Origin of the sequence: Bacillus sp. JFL15, assembly GCF_001184225.1 — a bacterium.
In the GTDB taxonomy this organism is placed as follows: domain Bacteria; phylum Bacillota; class Bacilli; order Bacillales; family Bacillaceae; genus Bacillus; species Bacillus siamensis.
This window is the reverse complement of the sequence record NZ_KQ236689.1, coordinates 606,402-623,632: the sequence shown is the minus strand read 5'-3', so window position 1 is coordinate 623,632 and position 17,231 is coordinate 606,402. Positions and strand designations below refer to the sequence as shown.

Sequence of the window (17,231 nt, the reverse complement as noted above, 5' to 3'; positions counted from 1 at the left end):
AAAGGACGCTTTCCGGATGGAAGGCGTCTTTTTTTATGGCTTCATCGAGAAAATTAAATAAAAAGTCTTACTTGTAAAAAGAGCATATAGAACTATTTTTCATTTATTACTAAATTTTCAATGTAATAAAAAGGGAGATTGCCGATATAAACAGTAAATGATTGAAAGAGGTTTACAAAATTGAAAAAAACAGCAAAAAACATCGCAAAAAAATCAATAGCCAGAAAACTCATCATTTCATTTTTACTGATCTTAATCATTCCGGTAGCAGTGCTGGCTGCCAGCGCCTATCGTTCGGCTGCCTCATCCGTTGAAAATCAAATGATGGAAAGCGCCGAAGGGAATGTGCAAATCTTAAACAATATGATTGATGACCGGATCGGGACGTTTACAAAAAGCTCAGCATATTTCAGCGAATGGGCGACAAGCGCAAAATTTAAAGAAAAAAACCAAACGGAAATGAAAGACAGATTCAAGCAGTTCATAGAAAGCAATGATAAAGCTGCCGCCGTATTTTCAAGCAGCAAGGATGGCACGTTTACACGTTATCCTCATGCCGATATGCCGGCCGATTTCAATCCGCTTGAGAGAAACTGGTACCAAGAAGCCATGGAGAATAAAGGCCAAACCATCATCACGGACCCTTACCAGTCCATTTCAAACAAAAAGATGGTCGTCACCATGGCCCGTGCGGCTCAGGACGGCTCAGGGGTCGTCGCCATTGATATTAAAATCGACGATCTCATTACGATGACAAAAGAAGTCAATATCGGAAAAGAAGGATACGCCTTTATCCTCAGCAAAAATAAAAAAGCCGTTGCCTACAGCAATGAAAAATCCGGCGCGGCGGTATCGGGAAAATGGGTTGATACATTATACAGCGGGGAAAAAGGTGATTTTGAATATACGATGAACGGAAAAGCGAAAAAAATGGCGTATGTCACCAATGAGGCGACAGGCTGGAAAATCAGCGGAACCATGTCCGTTGATGAAATCAAGGACGCGGCAAGACCGGTTTTGATTACAGCCATTATCATTTTGGCCATAGCGGTTGCCGCAGGAATGGTTTTCATTTATTTTGTCATCCGCTCTATTACAAAACCGTTAAAACGTCTCGCAGCGTCAGCGGAAAAAATCAGAAGCGGAGATCTGACGGAAACCATTCAAGTCAGCTCTCAAGATGAGCTTGGCGTGCTCAGTAAAAGTTTTAATCATATGACAGATTCACTCCGGACGCTTATTCAGGGAATTCAGGACTCTGTTGAACATGTCGCTTCCTCCTCAGAGGAGCTGACGGCTTCCGCCGAGCAGACGAGCAAAGCAACGGAACATATCACCCTTGCGATTGAACAGTTTTCTAATGGAACGGAAGACCAAAGTGAGAGCATTGAAAAAGCGACAGCCCAAGTGAATGACATGAAAGACGGGCTCAGCGATCTGGCGGAAGCGGCAGCCGTTGTGACGGAAACTTCTATTGAATCGGCGGAGATATCCGGTGCCGGAGAGCGGCTTGTTAAGAAAACAGCAGGCCAGATGGACACCATTGATCAATCCGTAAGTAAAGCGGAACAAGTCGTAAAAGGGCTTGAGCACAAATCGCAGGACATCACCAGCATTTTGCGCGTCATTAACGGCATAGCCGATCAAACGAATCTTCTCGCTTTAAATGCAGCCATTGAAGCGGCAAGAGCGGGAGAATACGGACGCGGTTTTTCAGTCGTTGCCGAAGAAGTGAGAAAGCTTGCCGTTCAATCAGCCGATTCGGCAAAAGAAATCGAAACCTTAATCCATGAAATCGTTAAAGAAATTCATACATCGCTCGGAATGCTGGAATCCGTCAATCACGAGGTGAAAAGCGGACTTCAGCTGACGGACGAAACGGAAAAAAGCTTCCGGGACATTTCCGTCAAAACAAATCAGATTGCTGGTGAACTGCAAAATATGAATGCAACCGTAGAACAGCTTTCCGCCGGATCTCAGGAAGTATCGAACGCTTCAGAGGATATCGCGGCCGTCTCCAGACAAAGCGCGGCCGGCATTCAGGACATTGCGGCTTCTGCTGAAGAGCAGCTCGCCTCTATGGAAGAGATCAGCTCATCCGCCGTCACGCTGGAAAAAATGGCGGAAGAATTACGCGAGCTGACAAAACGCTTTAAAATAAGTTTTTAATTAAGTCTAAAAGACTACTTTTGTAATAGGTAAAAAGTATGTTTTGTTATATTTCTTCTTTTTGGATATGTATATTTACCCATAATCGCCGATATGAAGGGTAAACACGTAAGAGGAGATATAGCAGATGAAAAAAATCATGCAAATCATCAAGCAGAGATCGCTTACAAGAAAACTGCTCATTTCTTTTTTGGCCATTCTTATTCTGCCGATTTCAACGCTGGCTTTTATCGCATATCAATCGGCGGTAAGCACGCTTGACAAGCAGATGATGGGAAGCGCATTAGATAATGTGCAGCAGATTAATGATATGATCAATACCAGCATCAGCCAGAAGGAAGACGGAACGGCATATTTCAGCGATTGGCTCACCAAGGATCGGTACAAGCCGAAAAACCAATCGCAAATTACCGATAAATTCACAGAGTATATGAAAATCAATAAAGATGTGGAATCCATCTATACGAGTGACACGGAAGGCCATTTCACACGGTATCCCGATCTGCAGATGCCTAAAGGATATAATCCGCTTGAAAGGGACTGGTATAAAAAAGCCGTGGAAAACAAGGGGAAAGTTGTTGTAACAGATCCTTACCGCACGGCTTCCACCAATACGATGGTCGTGACGATCGTTCAGCAGACGAAAGACGGCTCAGGGGTCGTCGCCATCAATATGAAAATCGAAGAACTTCTGAAAACGACAAAGAAAGTAAAACTCGGAAAATCCGGCTACGCTTTCATCCTGACGAAAGACAAAAAAGTGGTCGCCCACCCGAACCGCACGTCAGGCACAGCATTAGACGGGGATTGGGCTGAACAGCTGTACAGCAGCAAAAAAGGTGATTTTCAGTACAAATACGACGGCCAGGAAAAGAAAATGGCTTATGATACGAACGAGCTGACAGGCTGGAAAATCAGCGGAACGATGTATCTGGACGAAATTCATGAAGCGGCGCTGCCGATCCTTCATCTGTCCCTGCTCGTTCTGGTGTTAGCAATTGTCATCGGAACTATCGTCATGGTGCTGATTATCCGTTCAATCACAAAACCGCTCAAGCAGCTTGTGACATCATCGAAACAGATCAGTGAAGGCGATTTAACCGAAACGATCGAGATTCAATCAAAAGACGAATTAGGCGAGCTTGGCAAAAGCTTTAACAATATGGCAGCTTCACTCAGGTCTCTCATCCATGCCATTCAGGATTCCGTGAATAACGTCGCGTCTTCCTCAGAGGAGCTGACGGCTTCAGCGGAGCAGACAAGCAAGGCAACCGAACATATCACACTGGCAATCGAACAATTTTCTAACGGAAATGAAAGCCAGAGTGAAAAAATTGAAAGCGCCGCGGAACATATTTACCAAATGAACAGCGGGCTCAAAGATATGGCGAAAGCATCTGCCGTCATTACTGAATCCTCCGTCACATCAGCGGAAGTCGCCAATTCAGGCGGAAAGCTCGTTCATCAGACAGTCGGTCAAATGAACGTCATTGACCGGTCAGTGAAAGAAGCTGAACAAGTGGTGCGCGGGCTTGAAACAAAATCAAAAGACATTACAAACATTCTCCGTGTCATTAACGGAATCGCCGATCAGACAAATCTGCTTGCGCTGAACGCGGCAATTGAAGCCGCGCGTGCCGGTGAATACGGCCGGGGCTTCTCCGTCGTCGCAGAAGAAGTGAGAAAACTTGCGGTGCAGTCTGCCGATTCAGCGAAAGAAATCGAAAGTTTAATTATAGAAATCGTCAACGAAATCAATACATCTCTCGGCATGTTCCAATCCGTCAACAAAGAGGTGGAGAGCGGACTGGATATTACGAATCAGACCGAAACGAGCTTCAGGCGGATTTCGGAAATGACGAACCAGATCGCCGGAGAAATTCAAAACATGAATGCCACGGTAGAACAGCTGACAGCCGGTTCGCAGCAGATTTCAGGTGCTTCCGAGCAAATCGCGTCCATCGCAAAAGAAAGTTCAGCCAGCATTCAGGATATCGCGGCATCCGCCGAAGAACAGCTGGCTTCCATGGAAGAAATCAGTTCGTCTTCAGAAACGTTATCCCAGATGGCCGAAGAATTACGTGATATGACGAAACAATTTAAAATAGAATAATAGGTCATAGAACACCCAAATGTGCTGTTTGGGTGTTTTTTTTAGTTTTTTTAATAAATCTTTTGTCCTAGCTGTCGATAATAGATTTAGCTTTTCAAAGAAGGAGACTGAAAAAATGAAACAACTGATACATTGGATCAAACAGCCATCCATCAGCAAGCCGCTTATCGCGGCATTTTTAGCCGTATTGGTGCTTCCGGTCGGCATACTTGCCTATTTCAGCTACCAAACGGCGGGAAGTACATTAGAAAACGAACTGACCCACAGCGCGCAAGGAAATGTCAGCGAACTGAACAGCGTGCTGGAAAACATGCTCGAAGGCAAGCTGAAAGGACTTGACTATTACAGTGAATCAATCACAAAGGACAAAATGAACAAAAAAAATAAATCCGACCTGCTTGAAAATATGAAGCAGTATGTCACCGTAAATGACGATGTCACATCAATTTATGCCGCGTCCGCCGACAAAGCGTTTGTGAAATATCCGTCCGCTGACGTGCCGTCCGGTTTCAATCCGCTCACGCGCGAGTGGTATACAAAAGCGGTAGAAAAAAGCGGACAGCCGGTGTTTACCGAGCCTTATAAGGACGCTGCAACCGGACAAACGGTCGTTACGATTGCCCAGCAGACAAAAGACGGCTCAGGCGTTGTAGCGCTTGATATTAATCTGGGCGACCTGCTGAATGCCTCTCAGCGCGTACAGATCGGTCATAAAGGATTTGCTTTCATTACAACGGGAGATAAAAAATACATCGCCCATCCGACCATCAAAGCGGGAACGGAAGGCTCCGGAGACTGGACGAAAGAAGTATTTTCGAAATCAAGCGGATCGTTTGAATACATGTTTGAAGGACAGCAAAAGAAAATGGCCTTTACGACAAATAAACTGACGGGCTGGAAAATCGCCGGTACATTCTTTGTCAGTGAGATACATGACGCAGCCGCGCCTGTCATGAAAATGGCGCTGATCATTCTTGCGATTTCTCTTATCGTCGGCGGAATTTTAATTTTCTTTATCATTCGCTCGATTTCAAAACCGCTCAAAAAACTTGTCTCGACATCAGCTAAAATCAGCGACGGCGATTTAACCGAAGTGATTAACATCAGGTCGAAAAATGAATTCGGTCAGCTCAGCCAAAGCTTCAATGAGATGTCGGCATCACTCCGGTCTGTCATCGGCGTCATTCAATCATCCGTCGAACATGTCGCTTCTTCATCCGAAGAGCTGACGGCATCTGCCGGTCAGACAAGCAAGGCGACCGAGCATATCACACTGGCGATTGAACAATTCTCAAACGGAAACGAATCACAAAGCGAGAAATTGGAAGAAAGTGCTGATCACCTGTCCCAAATGAATACGGGCATTTCCGAGACGGCGAATGTATCGGCGGAAATCACCGAATCGGCCATTCAAACCTCTGATACGGCCGGAAGCGGAGAAAAATTAGTGGCGAAAACGGTCGGCCAGATGAAAACGATTGATCGTTCCGTACAGCAGGCGGAAGCCGTCGTAAAAGGACTGGAAACGAAGTCGCACGACATTAAGAGCATTCTGAATGTCATTAACGGCATTGCCGATCAAACAAACCTGCTTGCTCTAAACGCGGCTATCGAAGCAGCCAGAGCCGGCGAATACGGGCGCGGTTTCTCCGTCGTTGCGGAAGAAGTGAGAAAGCTTGCCGTACAATCAGCTGACTCCGCCAAGGAAATCGAAACGCTGATTCAGGAAATCGTCAAAGAAATCGCCACATCGCTTTCTGTATTCCAAGCGGTGAATCAAGACGTGAAAGAAGGCCTTGATATTACGGACCAAACGGCCGAAAGCTTCAAAAAAATCTCGGAAATGACGACTCAGATTTCAGGCGCTTTGCAGCATATGAACGGAACGCTTGAGCAGCTTGCGGCCGGGTCGCAAAACGTGACAAACGCGGTGGAGCACATTACCTCAGTCGCCAAAGAAGGGTCCGCCGGCATTCAAGACATCGCCGCGTCAGCCGAAGAGCAGCTGGCTTCCATGGAAGAAATCAGTTCCTCTGCTGAAACGCTTGCGCACATGGCAGAAGAACTGCAGCAGGTCACACGGAAATTTACGATTCAGTCTGAAGACGAAGAACAGCTGTAACGAGCTGTTTCTTTTCCTCAGCTGAAAAAAGCGATACACTTGAAAAAAAGAAGGGAGTGGCAGTGATGAGATTAGAAGGCAAGAAAGTCATAGCGCTTGTCAGTGACGACTTTGAAGACTTAGAGCTTTGGTATCCCGTCTACCGGATGAGGGAGGAAGGCGCGATCGTCCATTTAATAGGAGAAGAAGCCGGCCGTTCATACAAAGGAAAATACGGCGTGCCCGCGACGGCGGATTACGATTTTAAGAGCCTGATTATTCAGGAGTATGATGCCGTGCTCGTGCCTGGCGGCTGGGCTCCTGACAAACTGAGAAGATATCCGGAAGTTTTGGACATCATCCGTACGATGAACGAGCAGAAAAAGCCGATCGGCCAGATCTGCCACGCAGGCTGGGTGCTCATATCTGCCGGAATTCTCGCAGGAAAAAAAGTAACGAGCACGCCCGGCATCAAAGACGACATGACAAATGCCGGGGCACAGTGGCTGGATGAAGCTGTCGTAACTGACGGCCACATTGTATCAAGCCGCCGCCCGCCCGACCTTCCGCAGTATGCAAAAGCGTTCGCTGACCTATTAGCGTCCAAATAAAAAACATCCGCCCGAAACCCGGGCGGATGTTTTTAGTTTTGATCGGCGGGAAAGACAATTCCGATTTGTTTTCTCGCTTCTTCCATAATGCTTGCCGTAATGAAAGAACGTTCAAAGGTATTTTCGGAAGACTCCTGCTGTCCGTTCCGAAGAAGGCTGATGAATTCAGCCGTTTCATAATACATCGCCGGTTTCAGATCAGGAACGGAAATGTCCTCCATCCGTCCGTCACGATAGCGGATTTCCGCCCGCTCAGGCCCGTGAATGCTGTCCAGCACGATTGTACCGTTTTCACCCTGGATTTCCGCCGGGGCAAACGAATTTGAAATTTTTGAATGCATCAGCACCGCTTCAAACCCGTCGTATGACAAAATAACCGTGCCTTCGCCGTCAACGCCGGATGCTAGTTTGTGACCGGTCGCAATGACGTTTTTCGGTTTGCCGAACAGGACGACGGCCGGATAAATGCAGTATACGCCGATGTCCATTAACGAACCGTTCGATAATTCAGGCTTAAACGCATTGAGCACCGTTCCGTTTTTATATGCATCATATCGTGATGAATATTGGCAGTAGCTTGCCGTGAATCTCCTGATCGGCCCGATTTTATGTAAGTGGTTTTGAAGCATGCTGAAGTTCGGCAAAAACGTCGTTTTCATGGCTTCCATCAAGAGAACGCCGTTTGATTTGGCTGCGTGAATCATGTCTTCCGTTTCCCTTGCGTTAGACGCAAACGGTTTTTCGCACAGTACATGCTTGCCGTGTTCCATAAAAAGGATCGCCTGCTCTTTGTGAAATGCATTCGGGCTGGCGAGATACACCGCGTCATAGGCTTCGCTTTCCGCCATTTCTCTCAGGCTGGTGAAATAATGAGCTGCGCCGTGCTTGCCGGCGAATTCCGCCGCGCGTTCCTCAGTTCTGGAATAAACCGCCGTTAATTGAAAATCATCAATAGCAGAAGCCGCCTCTAGAAATCGTTCTGTAATCCAATTCGTTCCGACTGTTGCAAATCGAATCATTGCTATCGCTCCTTCTATGTATTGGCTTACATTATAGCTTTTTTTCAAGGAAACATAAATGGAAAAAAGACTGTCCGCCAAAAGTATAGGAAAAATTCCCATAGAGACCGGTTATTATTTTTCATTACAGGAACGATAGTGTACAATTTAAGTAAAATACATATGATGGAGGAACAATAGTGGAAACATTGCAAACATGGGGCGGCAGATTTAAACAGTTTTTCTTAGACAATAAATTTGTCTTGTTTTTGCTTGTATTGCTGCTCATCGGTCTCAATATCCTTGTCTTTATGAAGACATCTTTTATTTTCACACCCATTATCGTCCTGCTCAAAACGATTGCGCTCCCCGTTATTTTGACAGGAATTGTTTATTATCTGCTTAATCCGATTGTAGATATATTGGAAAAAATAAGAGTGAAAAGAGTCTATTCCATCCTGCTCCTTTACCTCGTTATTATAGGGCTGATTACAATTACGATCGTTTCTATTATTCCGTTTTTAAAGGAACAGATCATGAGTTTGATCGACAATCTGCCGAAATATGTGGACATCGTTGAAGATCAGACGAAAAGCCTGATCGGAAGCGATTTTGTAAATCAGGCGCAAAAGACGATGAATATCAACATTTCCGATCTTGCCAATAAAGTATCGGCGCAGGCGGCGACAATTGCAAACAGCACATTTACCGGAGTCGGGAATTTTATCGGTGCGCTGACGGAAGTGATTATTTCGATTGTGACCGTGCCGTTTATTCTGTTCTATTTACTGAAAGACGGCAAAAAACTGCCAATCTATATCTTGAAATTTGTGCCCACCCGTCTGAAAGAACAAACGTATACGATGCTGAGCGAAATGAACCACAGATTAAGCTCCTATATCAGAGGACAGGTCATCGTCAGCTTCTGCATCGGGTTTTTATTATTTATCGGCTATCTGATTATCGGACTTGATTATGCGTCACTGCTTGCGGTCATTGCCGCTTGTACGAGCGTTGTTCCGTATTTAGGGCCGACCATTGCCATCACGCCGGCGATTATTATCGCTTTGGTCACTTCGCCCCTTATGCTGCTGAAGCTTGCGATTGTATGGACCGTTGTCCAGCTCGTGGAAGGAAAATTAATTTCTCCGCAGATCATGGGGAAAAATCTTCACATTCACCCGATTACCATCATCTTTGTTCTTTTAACCGCCGGAAAGCTGTTCGGGGTTGTCGGCATTATTTTAGCCATCCCGGGCTACGCGGTCATCAAAGTGGTCACGACCCATCTGTTTGATTGGTTCAAAATGCGCTCGCATTTATATGAAGAAGAAAAAAATGATGAAGTATCGAAGTCATAAAATCGGAACCGACATGATATTTATTATAAGACAGGCTTTCCTTCAGAGGAGAGCTTCTCTTTTGTAAATGATAAATGAAGGGAAGAATAGGATGACACTATGGGAGATGTTCACAGCAGCCGTTTTGGGAATCGTGGAAGGGCTGACGGAATACGCGCCGGTTTCTTCCACGGGACATATGATCATAGCGGATGACATCTGGCTGAAATCCGGAAGCCTGATGAATCCTGAAGCCGCCAATTCCTTCAAAGTGGTGATTCAGCTCGGTTCGATCCTGGCGGTGGCCATTGTGTTTAAGGATCGGATATTAAATTTACTCGGCCTCAAAAAAAACGTGACGCGCGACCAGCAGAAAGGATACAGGCTGACCATCGCGCAAATCGCTGTCGGTCTTGTTCCGGCCGCAGTGCTCGGCTTTTTATTTGAGGATTTCATTGACCGCTATCTATTCTCCGTCAGAACGGTCGCTTACGGACTAATTGCCGGAGCCGTGCTTATGCTGATTGCGGACTGGGTCAATAAAAGAAAAGATACGATCAATACGGTAGACAGAATCACCTACAAACAGGCTTTCTGTGTCGGTTTATTCCAATGTCTCGCCTTGTGGCCCGGCTTTTCCCGCTCAGGCTCAACGATTGCCGGAGGTGTCATTCTCGGCTTGAATCACCGGGCAGCCGCAGACTTTACATTTATCATGGCCATTCCGATTATGGCGGGTGCAAGCCTTCTGAAGCTGGTGAAATACTGGAGCAGTCTTTCTCCTGACATGATTCCGTTTTTTCTTGTCGGTTTTATCTGCGCCTTTGTCGTCGCTCTCTTAGTCGTCAAATTTTTTCTTCGGCTTATTAATCGGATTAAGCTTGTCCCGTTCGCCATTTACCGTGTCATCCTCGGCATCATTTTAATCATGCTCGTGCGGTAAACGAAGAGGCCCCCGGAGGGTCTTTTCTATGTTTGAAAAACGTCTCAGAAAAATGTAAGCAAACTGAATTTTCGGCTTGAAATTCGAAGGAAACTCGTCTATAATAAAATATGACGTTACCGCACGGGGCCATAGCTCAGCTGGGAGAGCGCTACGCTGGCAGCGTAGAGGTCAGGGGTTCGAGCCCCCTTGGCTCCATACTAATAAATCTTGATCTAAAGCCATTCTTGAGAATTTCAAGAGTGGTTTTTTATTTGCTCTAATCTATAATTGGCAACAAAACGGAAACATTTGTGTCTGAGTTTTTAAAGTGGCAACACGGTATCTTATATTAAGAAAAGAAACAAAAAAATAACCCCCATCACAGGAGGTCACAGTTTTATTGATCGCTGCAGGTTATCTATAAGTTTCTTCTTGGTCTTAGACATGATGTGTACATAGGTGTCGTAGGTAAAGCTTGATTTTGCATGTCCCAGTCTTTCTGATATCTCTTTAATATCATGTCCGAAATAAAGCATTAGGGAGGCGTGTACGTGTCTTAAATCATGGAAGGTTATCTTATTACAGTCAACAAGTTAAATTAATCCAGCAACAACAAATCGAAGCCAAAAAGTATATTAAGCAACTGGAGGCTCAAAAGAAAGCTGCGAAAGGTTTCCCTGAAATCCAGAAGCAAATTATAGATGAGATTGAAAACTGGAAAAATAAACAGAAAGATTTTAACCTTGAGCTTTATAACACCAAGAAGTCAATCAAGGGCATCTATAAATCATTAGCTGATGAAGTTGTATCCATCTACAAAGAGATGTATGAAAAAATGCGTGATATTGAGTTAGAATCGCATCAAAAAGCGACACAAGATAAGATTGATGAGATCGACAAAGAAGACGAAGAAGCTAAGTATCATAAGGAATTAAAGGAGAAAAACCAAGCAATACAGGAAACAAAGGATAAGATCAATAACTTTCAATGGACGACTCCGTTACAGTTAATGAATCAGGAAATCCACAAAAAGCAGTTGATTTGATGTATAAACAATCTGTTAATGGACTAAAACAAAGTGGTATTAATCTAAATTTAAATATGAGATAAATAAATTTATAAGCGTATTACGTAGCGGAAATACGCTTTTTTGTTTATTTTTGGATTTGGATATAGGATAATGGTATTAATAATAAACAACGGTAAGTTGATCTAATTTCAATGGGGGGAATTATATTGAAAGTAAGGAAAAGAGGAAGGCTTGAAACTTTTGAAACCATGGGAAAATGGTGGACAAAGGATAATCCAGATAAAATGGTAACCGGGACATTAAAGTATACTCCTGAAGAAATCACGCTTGATTTAATTGGGGTTCTTGGTGAAGATTACTTACTAAACTTTGAAAATGAAACACCTGAAGAAATTTACGGAATATCTGTAGGTGGAGAAAGCTTTAAACTTGATGTCTTAAATAGAAGTGGGTCTAGATCTTCTTCGCCAGGCATACCTATTGAAACCTATAACGTGAGAAGTTTTTTAGCAGGTAATTATACAGAAGAATTTCCTGAAACTTTTGATAATGTATTGTTTAGCGCAGATTACTTAACCCCCTGGATTGATCCAGCGGTATTTAAAGAAGAACGATCAACTAAAGATAACTATTATAAAATAGAATATTTTCCTCCAGAAACAAAAGAATACAAGATAAAGAGCATTAACACCACAATTGAAGAATATTTTATTGGGAATACAAAAAGAGATTTTATTTCAAAGGTAGAGATCAATGCTAGTCATACTTCCTGGTTTAAAATAAGTCCAGACGAAAACAAGAATCTGACTTGGTTTTTGGATATAGTTCGTTCTTTTAAAGGCTTTTTAAATCTTTTATTAGATTATACTACATCAGATGAGCATATTTTATTTAGGGTGTTTAAAAAGGAGGAAAAAAGATATTTAGAATACAAATATTTTGAGAGTATTAAAGAAGTTAAAAAGAAAAAAAGAAATATTCAGTTCCTTTTTAAGTATAATGATGTAAAAGAAAACCTTGAGTCAATACTAAATAATTGGTTTGAGAAAGAAGAGAAGTTAAAAACGATAATAAGTTTTCACTTAGTTAATTTTGAAAAATTATATCTTGATACTAAATTTATTAATTCTGTTCAAACATTAGAAATCTTTCATAGAAGATTCTATGAAGGAGCTAAAATAGACCAAGAATTATATAGTGATAATACAGAAAAAATAAAGCAATTTATTACTGAAAATATTAAGGATGAAGAAGTAAAATCCTTCTTTTTAAATAAATTCAATCATGGCAATGAATATAACTTAGGGAGAAGATTAAAAGAATTAATAAATGGGTTGTCACAGGATGTTAAAATCTTTTTAATAGGGAATAGCGAGAATAGAGATCGTTTTATTCAAAAAGTAGTTGAAACAAGAAATTATTTAACTCATTTTGATTATACGAATAAAAAAATGATTCTTGAAGAACCTATTGGAAAATTTTACGCTTCATATAGAATGAAGGTAATTCTTATTTTTATAGTCTTGAAAGAATTAGGATTAGAAGAGGAATTAATATTTAAGAAGGTTAAAGAGCATAGAACAATGAGAGGATTCTTAGATCAAAGTAATGAGGTTTTAAATAAGAAGAAGTAAAAATGAATTTAACCCTATCCAGTTTAAAGGATAGGGTGTTTTATTACTCATAATTATTGATGCACTCGACAGCCACACTCGCAAATAAAGTGTACATGCTTGTTCCCATTCCAGTTTACAAACATAATTAGTTGATTGATTTTTTTAGACATGAAGGGCAATTTACACCAGCTTAATATCTGGTTCGCCGTCATGTTGTTCATAAATCTCTAATACATCATCAAACATTTTAAGAACTCTTTTTAGTTCCTCATCAAGTTCTTTTGTATTTATTTCTTTGCTCATCTTTTTTCACCTTGCACTTAATAACCTAAGTTCTTATCTAATACAAAAAAGCCCATTATAGGGCTGCACTTTAATGATAGCTTCTTTACACTGATGGAGTCTGATAATATGATACAACTCCTATTATTGCTAACAAGGTCAATACGGCTAGGATGCTCCATAACGTTATTTTAACGCCTTTTGTCATCTTATACCCCTCACTCTAAGTTCCAACTGGTCTCTCTGCAATTTGGATACCAGTTCCGACTGGTTTTTCACTAAATTGAATGTCTGACTGAGTAAACAAACTAACGCCAGCAGCTAACCCACTTAAGACAATAGCTGTAACCGACACACGAAGTATTAATCTTTTCATCCTATTCCCTCCAAATGCCTCATTTTCTTTTCGCCTAAAATAGCTCGCTTAGAAAATTCAAGAGCATCCTTATAACATTTTTTCTCCTCGCAGTACTGAGAGATAATCAAGGAAAGATCAAGAACACTGTCTAAGTCATTCTTTTCTTGAAGGAAATGAATGTAACTCCAACATTGCTCAATGGTCTCGTTTTGATTATCTTGAAGAAGTGCATAAATGATGTTTATTTTAGCCTCATACACTTTATTCTCTTTATGGATTAAATCTCCTTGTTCTTTTTTGTAATAATATACAGATTCTTTTTGATTCATGAGGATTAACTCTTTGGTAGCCATGTAAAGAGAGTTAATGTAATAAACCGATTGTCTCCACTCTTTATTTCTTATGGATTTTATCAGTGCGTTGAGACAGTCTTGGGGTCTGTTTGCCGCTGAGTATGTACTACTTAAATTATAATGGATTTGTGCTTCGGAAAATTTATCATCAAGCACTTTTGAAATCCTAACGGCTTGGAAATAAGCTTCTTCAGCTTTATCAAAATGGCCAAGATCTGTATAGTTAGTTCCTACAATCATAAGTGCAGTTGTATACTTCTTTTTGTAATTTTCTTATCTTTATAAATGTTGAGTGCGTTGTTTATATAATTTGTGAAACAATACTCTGACGGAGCATCATGTACATTGATGCAACTTTAGAATAAAATTCAGCAGCTTCAATTTCATCAGGAATAATGGATAACTTTTTCTCAGCAATTTTAAATAGGTTTATGGCATTTTGAAAGTTTTGATTGTAGGGTTCGTATAATGCCTCAAATAAAAAGAAGTAGTACTCTATCCTTACTTCAACAAAAGACATACGAGAGGTACAGTGCTAAATGGACGGCAAAGTAAAGGTTAAAGGTGAAGTTAGAGATGTAAGCCGGAAAGTCTATACCTTAAAGGATATTAATTGCTTCTTTAATGTACTCAGTAGCTATAGCTTTGAAATCATTACTGTTAACGATACTAATTAAAATTTTTCGTATTAAATCCATATCCCTTTCCATTTAACACATCCCTTTTCGTTCACCGCTCCGTACAGTATAACAGCAATTGCAAGTCCTTCACCTGCCGAAAACCGCCAATCATCGCGCCTAAAAAGTATAAACGCCATATTATAACTCTCCCTTTTGAATAAAGTAAAAGCAACTAAACGATAACACACTTCTTTCTAAATGAGGGTACATTTATCTAGTTTAGACAGGATAAGTCAAATATCGACAAAAAAGATTATGACCACAAATTCAAAGCAAGAAACGAAAGACCCCAAGCTAATATACCGAACATCACAGAGAACCTAAGACAAGCTTCAAATTTTGTAAGCCCTCGCTCTCTTTTTGTTTTACCTAACTTCCAGTAAACAGCATATCCGGAGAACACCAAAATGATTACTCCGAGTCGTGTCATATCTTCTAAAAATTCTATACCATCCATTGATTTTCACCTCGTTTATTTATGAGAAAAAAATAAAGTAGACTTGTAGAGAGTCTACTTATAAACCAATTCCAAAGTACACATTTTCATGAGCTTAAAACATTTGAGTGATCAAGTAAGGCGCATTTTAAAATGACACATCCATAATCCTCCCATTTATATTCCCCATGCATTAGTTTTATTATCGCAAATGGAATGGCCGTTTCCAACAGTTATGTGAAAATAAGTAATCTGGCAGACCGCAAACAAATTGCGGTTTTTTTCATCCAAACATAATTTGGAAATGTTAGAATATTATATAAAAGGAGGAGTGGCCTTGTGAGTTCTGTTTTACCATCATCAGAGGTAGGCGTTAAAATTAATGAATGGTACAAAATGATACGTCAGTTCAGTGTTCCGGATGCGGAAATTTTGAAAGCGGAAGTCGAGCAAGAAATAAATGAGATGGAAGAAGACGAGTATCTACTGATTTACTACACCCTCATGAAATTCCGCCATCAGCTCATGCTGGATTATTTAGAACCGGTGACTACCCGCGTGAGACCGACAATTGACGAGCAGCTGGAAAAAATCGAAGCATCAAATAAAGGAATTTCCGGACTGCTGTGCTATTACTCTTTATTTTTCCGCGGCATGTATGAATTTGATCAAAAGCAGTATGTAAAGGCGATCGGCTTTTATAGAGAGGCTGAAAAACAACTTGTTCATGTGCATGATGAAATTGAGAGAGCGGAGTTTCATTTTAAATTGGCTGAAGCATATTACGGTATGAAACAAAGCCACGTCTCCATGCATCACGTAAAGCAAGCGCTCGATATTTACGATCAGTATGAGTTGTATAAAGTCCGGAAAATTCAATTTCTATTCGTCTTATCGGGGAATTATGTTGACTTTAAACGCTTTGAAAAAAGTTTGCCGCATTTAGAAAAAGCTTTAGAGTTGTCGAAACAACTAAATAATAATGAAAGGCTGCTCAGTTCTGCTTATTACAACATAGGAAAGAATTACGGAGACCTAGAAGAATACAGTAAAGCTGAAATCTACTTAAAAAAAGCAGCGGAGATATCTGAAAAGTATAAATTGGGTGACCTCCCGCATTCCTTGTTTACATACGCAAAGCTTCTATTTAAACAAGGGAAAACAAATGAGGCGATTCAAATCAGCAAAAAGGGACTTTCATCAGCGATACATCACGGGGATAAGCTGTTTGAATCTCTGCAAAAATATTTGGATGCTTTATATATTAATGCAATAGACCAAATGCGAATTAAAAAAACAATTGATTACCTTGAGAAAAATAAAAACTATTCGTATGTAGAAGATATCGCTCTTGATACGGCTGCTGTTTATGCAGAGTCAAAACAATATGACAAATCTTATGTTTATCATCAAAAAATGATTCAAACGCAAAAACAAATTCAGAGGGGGGAATGCCTGTATGAATTTTAGAAAAGGCGTATTTATCATTGTATCGGCTGTCGTTTTAATGTCAGGGGTCGGTCTAACGGCCTCGGCTGTTTCATTTGATGGATCATATCAAGTTTCATCTGATCGTAATCAAACCTAAGAAGGAGAGTGCCTGTATGAATTTTAAAAAGAGTATCTTCATCGTCCTGGGTCTGACATTGACTTTAGTATGTGGGTTGGGTATGAACTCGGTAGAAAAACAAGCACAGGATACAATCAAAGTAGCTTCTGATCGCCTTCAAACTTGAACGTATAAAGCCTTTTCTTCGGAAAAGGCTTTTTTAGTTTCTTCATTATAACGTATTCAAAACATCCACCTGTTTTTTCTTTTCAATTGTTCCATGGAGGGATTTTTCCCAAAGCGGGACATATAATAACTTTTCGTTCAAAATCAGTCATTTGATCATCTCCCAACTTCATAAGTCTCAACGGATAATAGAGAATCAAATACAATAAACCATGTATCTCCCTTTAAGTCCTTTACACGAAATCCTTCCGTAGGTGTTTCCATAATGAACTGCGCAGATGACCTTGCGTATGTATCGGTCGTCATAAAGCTCGAACGATAAATCTATGCTAATATTTAAAAAATATGGCACTCTATATTTTAGACCTTAAGAATATATAAGAATTTTAAAGTTCAATTTTCTTTTCAAATTTATGGAGGGAAAATAGAAAGGAGAGAAATGAGAAAGTATGTTGGGATTGTGTCGCTTATCATCCTTTTATTC

Annotated in this window: 14 protein-coding genes, 1 tRNA gene and 1 pseudogene; 10 read left to right on the top strand and 6 right to left on the bottom strand. The window is 41.1% G+C overall.

Translation table 11 applies throughout. The features are described from left to right. Positions 1-180: 180 nt before the first annotated feature. The 4 genes from tlpB (AD710_RS03115) to AD710_RS03100 all read left to right on the top strand — a co-directional run bounded on the left by tlpB (AD710_RS03115) (position 181) and on the right by AD710_RS03100 (position 6,994). On the top strand, positions 181-2,169 hold the full coding sequence (gene tlpB, locus AD710_RS03115; RefSeq protein WP_049627246.1) for a methyl-accepting chemotaxis protein: 1,989 nt from the start codon (positions 181-183) through the stop codon (positions 2,167-2,169). Between the two features lie 127 nt (positions 2,170-2,296). Further along, complete coding sequence (tlpB, locus tag AD710_RS03110; protein WP_049627245.1) at positions 2,297-4,282, top strand: methyl-accepting chemotaxis protein; 1,986 nt, start codon at positions 2,297-2,299, stop codon at positions 4,280-4,282. Between the two features lie 19 nt (positions 4,283-4,301). Next, entirely contained in the window at positions 4,302-6,404 is a 2,103-nt protein-coding gene (gene tlpB / locus AD710_RS03105) for a methyl-accepting chemotaxis protein (protein ID WP_442853070.1), read from the top strand. A 65-nt stretch (positions 6,405-6,469) separates the two neighbouring features. After that, positions 6,470-6,994: a type 1 glutamine amidotransferase domain-containing protein gene (locus AD710_RS03100; RefSeq protein ID WP_016938163.1), complete on the top strand. Its 525-nt coding sequence runs from the start codon at positions 6,470-6,472 to the stop codon at positions 6,992-6,994. 32 nt (positions 6,995-7,026) lie between these two features. Here the strand turns inward: AD710_RS03100 and AD710_RS03095 are convergent, their stop codons facing one another. Next, positions 7,027-8,013 (bottom strand): Gfo/Idh/MocA family protein, encoded by a 987-nt coding sequence (locus tag AD710_RS03095; RefSeq protein ID WP_049627243.1) that lies wholly within the window; start codon positions 8,011-8,013, stop codon positions 7,027-7,029. 179 nt (positions 8,014-8,192) lie between these two features. On the opposite strand from AD710_RS03095, the gene AD710_RS03090 reads away from it, so the two are divergent. The 3 genes from AD710_RS03090 (at position 8,193) to AD710_RS03080 (ending at position 10,473) form a co-directional block, all read left to right on the top strand. Then, positions 8,193-9,353, top strand: a complete 1,161-nt coding sequence (locus tag AD710_RS03090; RefSeq protein WP_016938165.1) for an AI-2E family transporter — start codon at positions 8,193-8,195, stop codon at positions 9,351-9,353. Positions 9,354-9,444: 91 nt separating this feature from the next. Further along, on the top strand, positions 9,445-10,275 hold the full coding sequence (locus AD710_RS03085; RefSeq protein WP_045925819.1) for an undecaprenyl-diphosphate phosphatase: 831 nt from the start codon (positions 9,445-9,447) through the stop codon (positions 10,273-10,275). 125 nt (positions 10,276-10,400) lie between these two features. Continuing rightward, a tRNA-Ala gene (locus AD710_RS03080) sits at positions 10,401-10,473 on the top strand. Positions 10,474-10,646: 173 nt separating this feature from the next. Here AD710_RS03080 and AD710_RS18890 read toward each other — a convergent pair. Further along, positions 10,647-10,793: a hypothetical protein gene (locus tag AD710_RS18890; protein WP_231595038.1), complete on the bottom strand. Its 147-nt coding sequence runs from the start codon at positions 10,791-10,793 to the stop codon at positions 10,647-10,649. 32 nt (positions 10,794-10,825) lie between these two features. Between AD710_RS18890 and AD710_RS18885 the strand changes: the two are divergent. Further along, positions 10,826-11,237 (top strand): annotated as a pseudogene (locus AD710_RS18885) (hypothetical protein); the annotation flags it as partial. Positions 11,238-11,493: 256 nt separating this feature from the next. After that, positions 11,494-12,921 (top strand): ApeA N-terminal domain 1-containing protein, encoded by a 1,428-nt coding sequence (locus tag AD710_RS03070; protein WP_049627241.1) that lies wholly within the window; start codon positions 11,494-11,496, stop codon positions 12,919-12,921. 162 nt (positions 12,922-13,083) lie between these two features. On the opposite strand, the gene AD710_RS20175 is transcribed toward AD710_RS03070, so the two are convergent. The 4 genes from AD710_RS20175 to AD710_RS03055 all read right to left on the bottom strand — a co-directional run bounded on the left by AD710_RS20175 (position 13,084) and on the right by AD710_RS03055 (position 15,033). Continuing rightward, positions 13,084-13,206 (bottom strand): hypothetical protein, encoded by a 123-nt coding sequence (locus AD710_RS20175; RefSeq protein ID WP_269430477.1) that lies wholly within the window; start codon positions 13,204-13,206, stop codon positions 13,084-13,086. Between the two features lie 202 nt (positions 13,207-13,408). Continuing rightward, positions 13,409-13,561, bottom strand: a complete 153-nt coding sequence (locus AD710_RS19750; RefSeq protein WP_197083927.1) for a PhrK family phosphatase-inhibitory pheromone — start codon at positions 13,559-13,561, stop codon at positions 13,409-13,411. Beyond that, positions 13,558-14,136 carry a hypothetical protein gene (locus tag AD710_RS03060; RefSeq protein ID WP_231595037.1) on the bottom strand — a complete coding sequence of 193 codons (579 nt, stop codon included), beginning with the start codon at positions 14,134-14,136 and terminating at the stop codon, positions 13,558-13,560. Before AD710_RS03060 ends, AD710_RS19750 begins: the two co-directional genes overlap by 4 nt. A 693-nt stretch (positions 14,137-14,829) precedes the next feature. Next, on the bottom strand, positions 14,830-15,033 hold the full coding sequence (locus AD710_RS03055) for a hypothetical protein (protein ID WP_049627240.1): 204 nt from the start codon (positions 15,031-15,033) through the stop codon (positions 14,830-14,832). Between the two features lie 318 nt (positions 15,034-15,351). Between AD710_RS03055 and AD710_RS03050 the strand changes: the two genes are divergently transcribed. After that, positions 15,352-16,482, top strand: coding sequence for a Rap family tetratricopeptide repeat protein (locus AD710_RS03050; protein WP_049627239.1), 1,131 nt, complete (start codon positions 15,352-15,354; stop codon positions 16,480-16,482). The last annotated feature ends 749 nt before the right edge of the window (positions 16,483-17,231 follow it).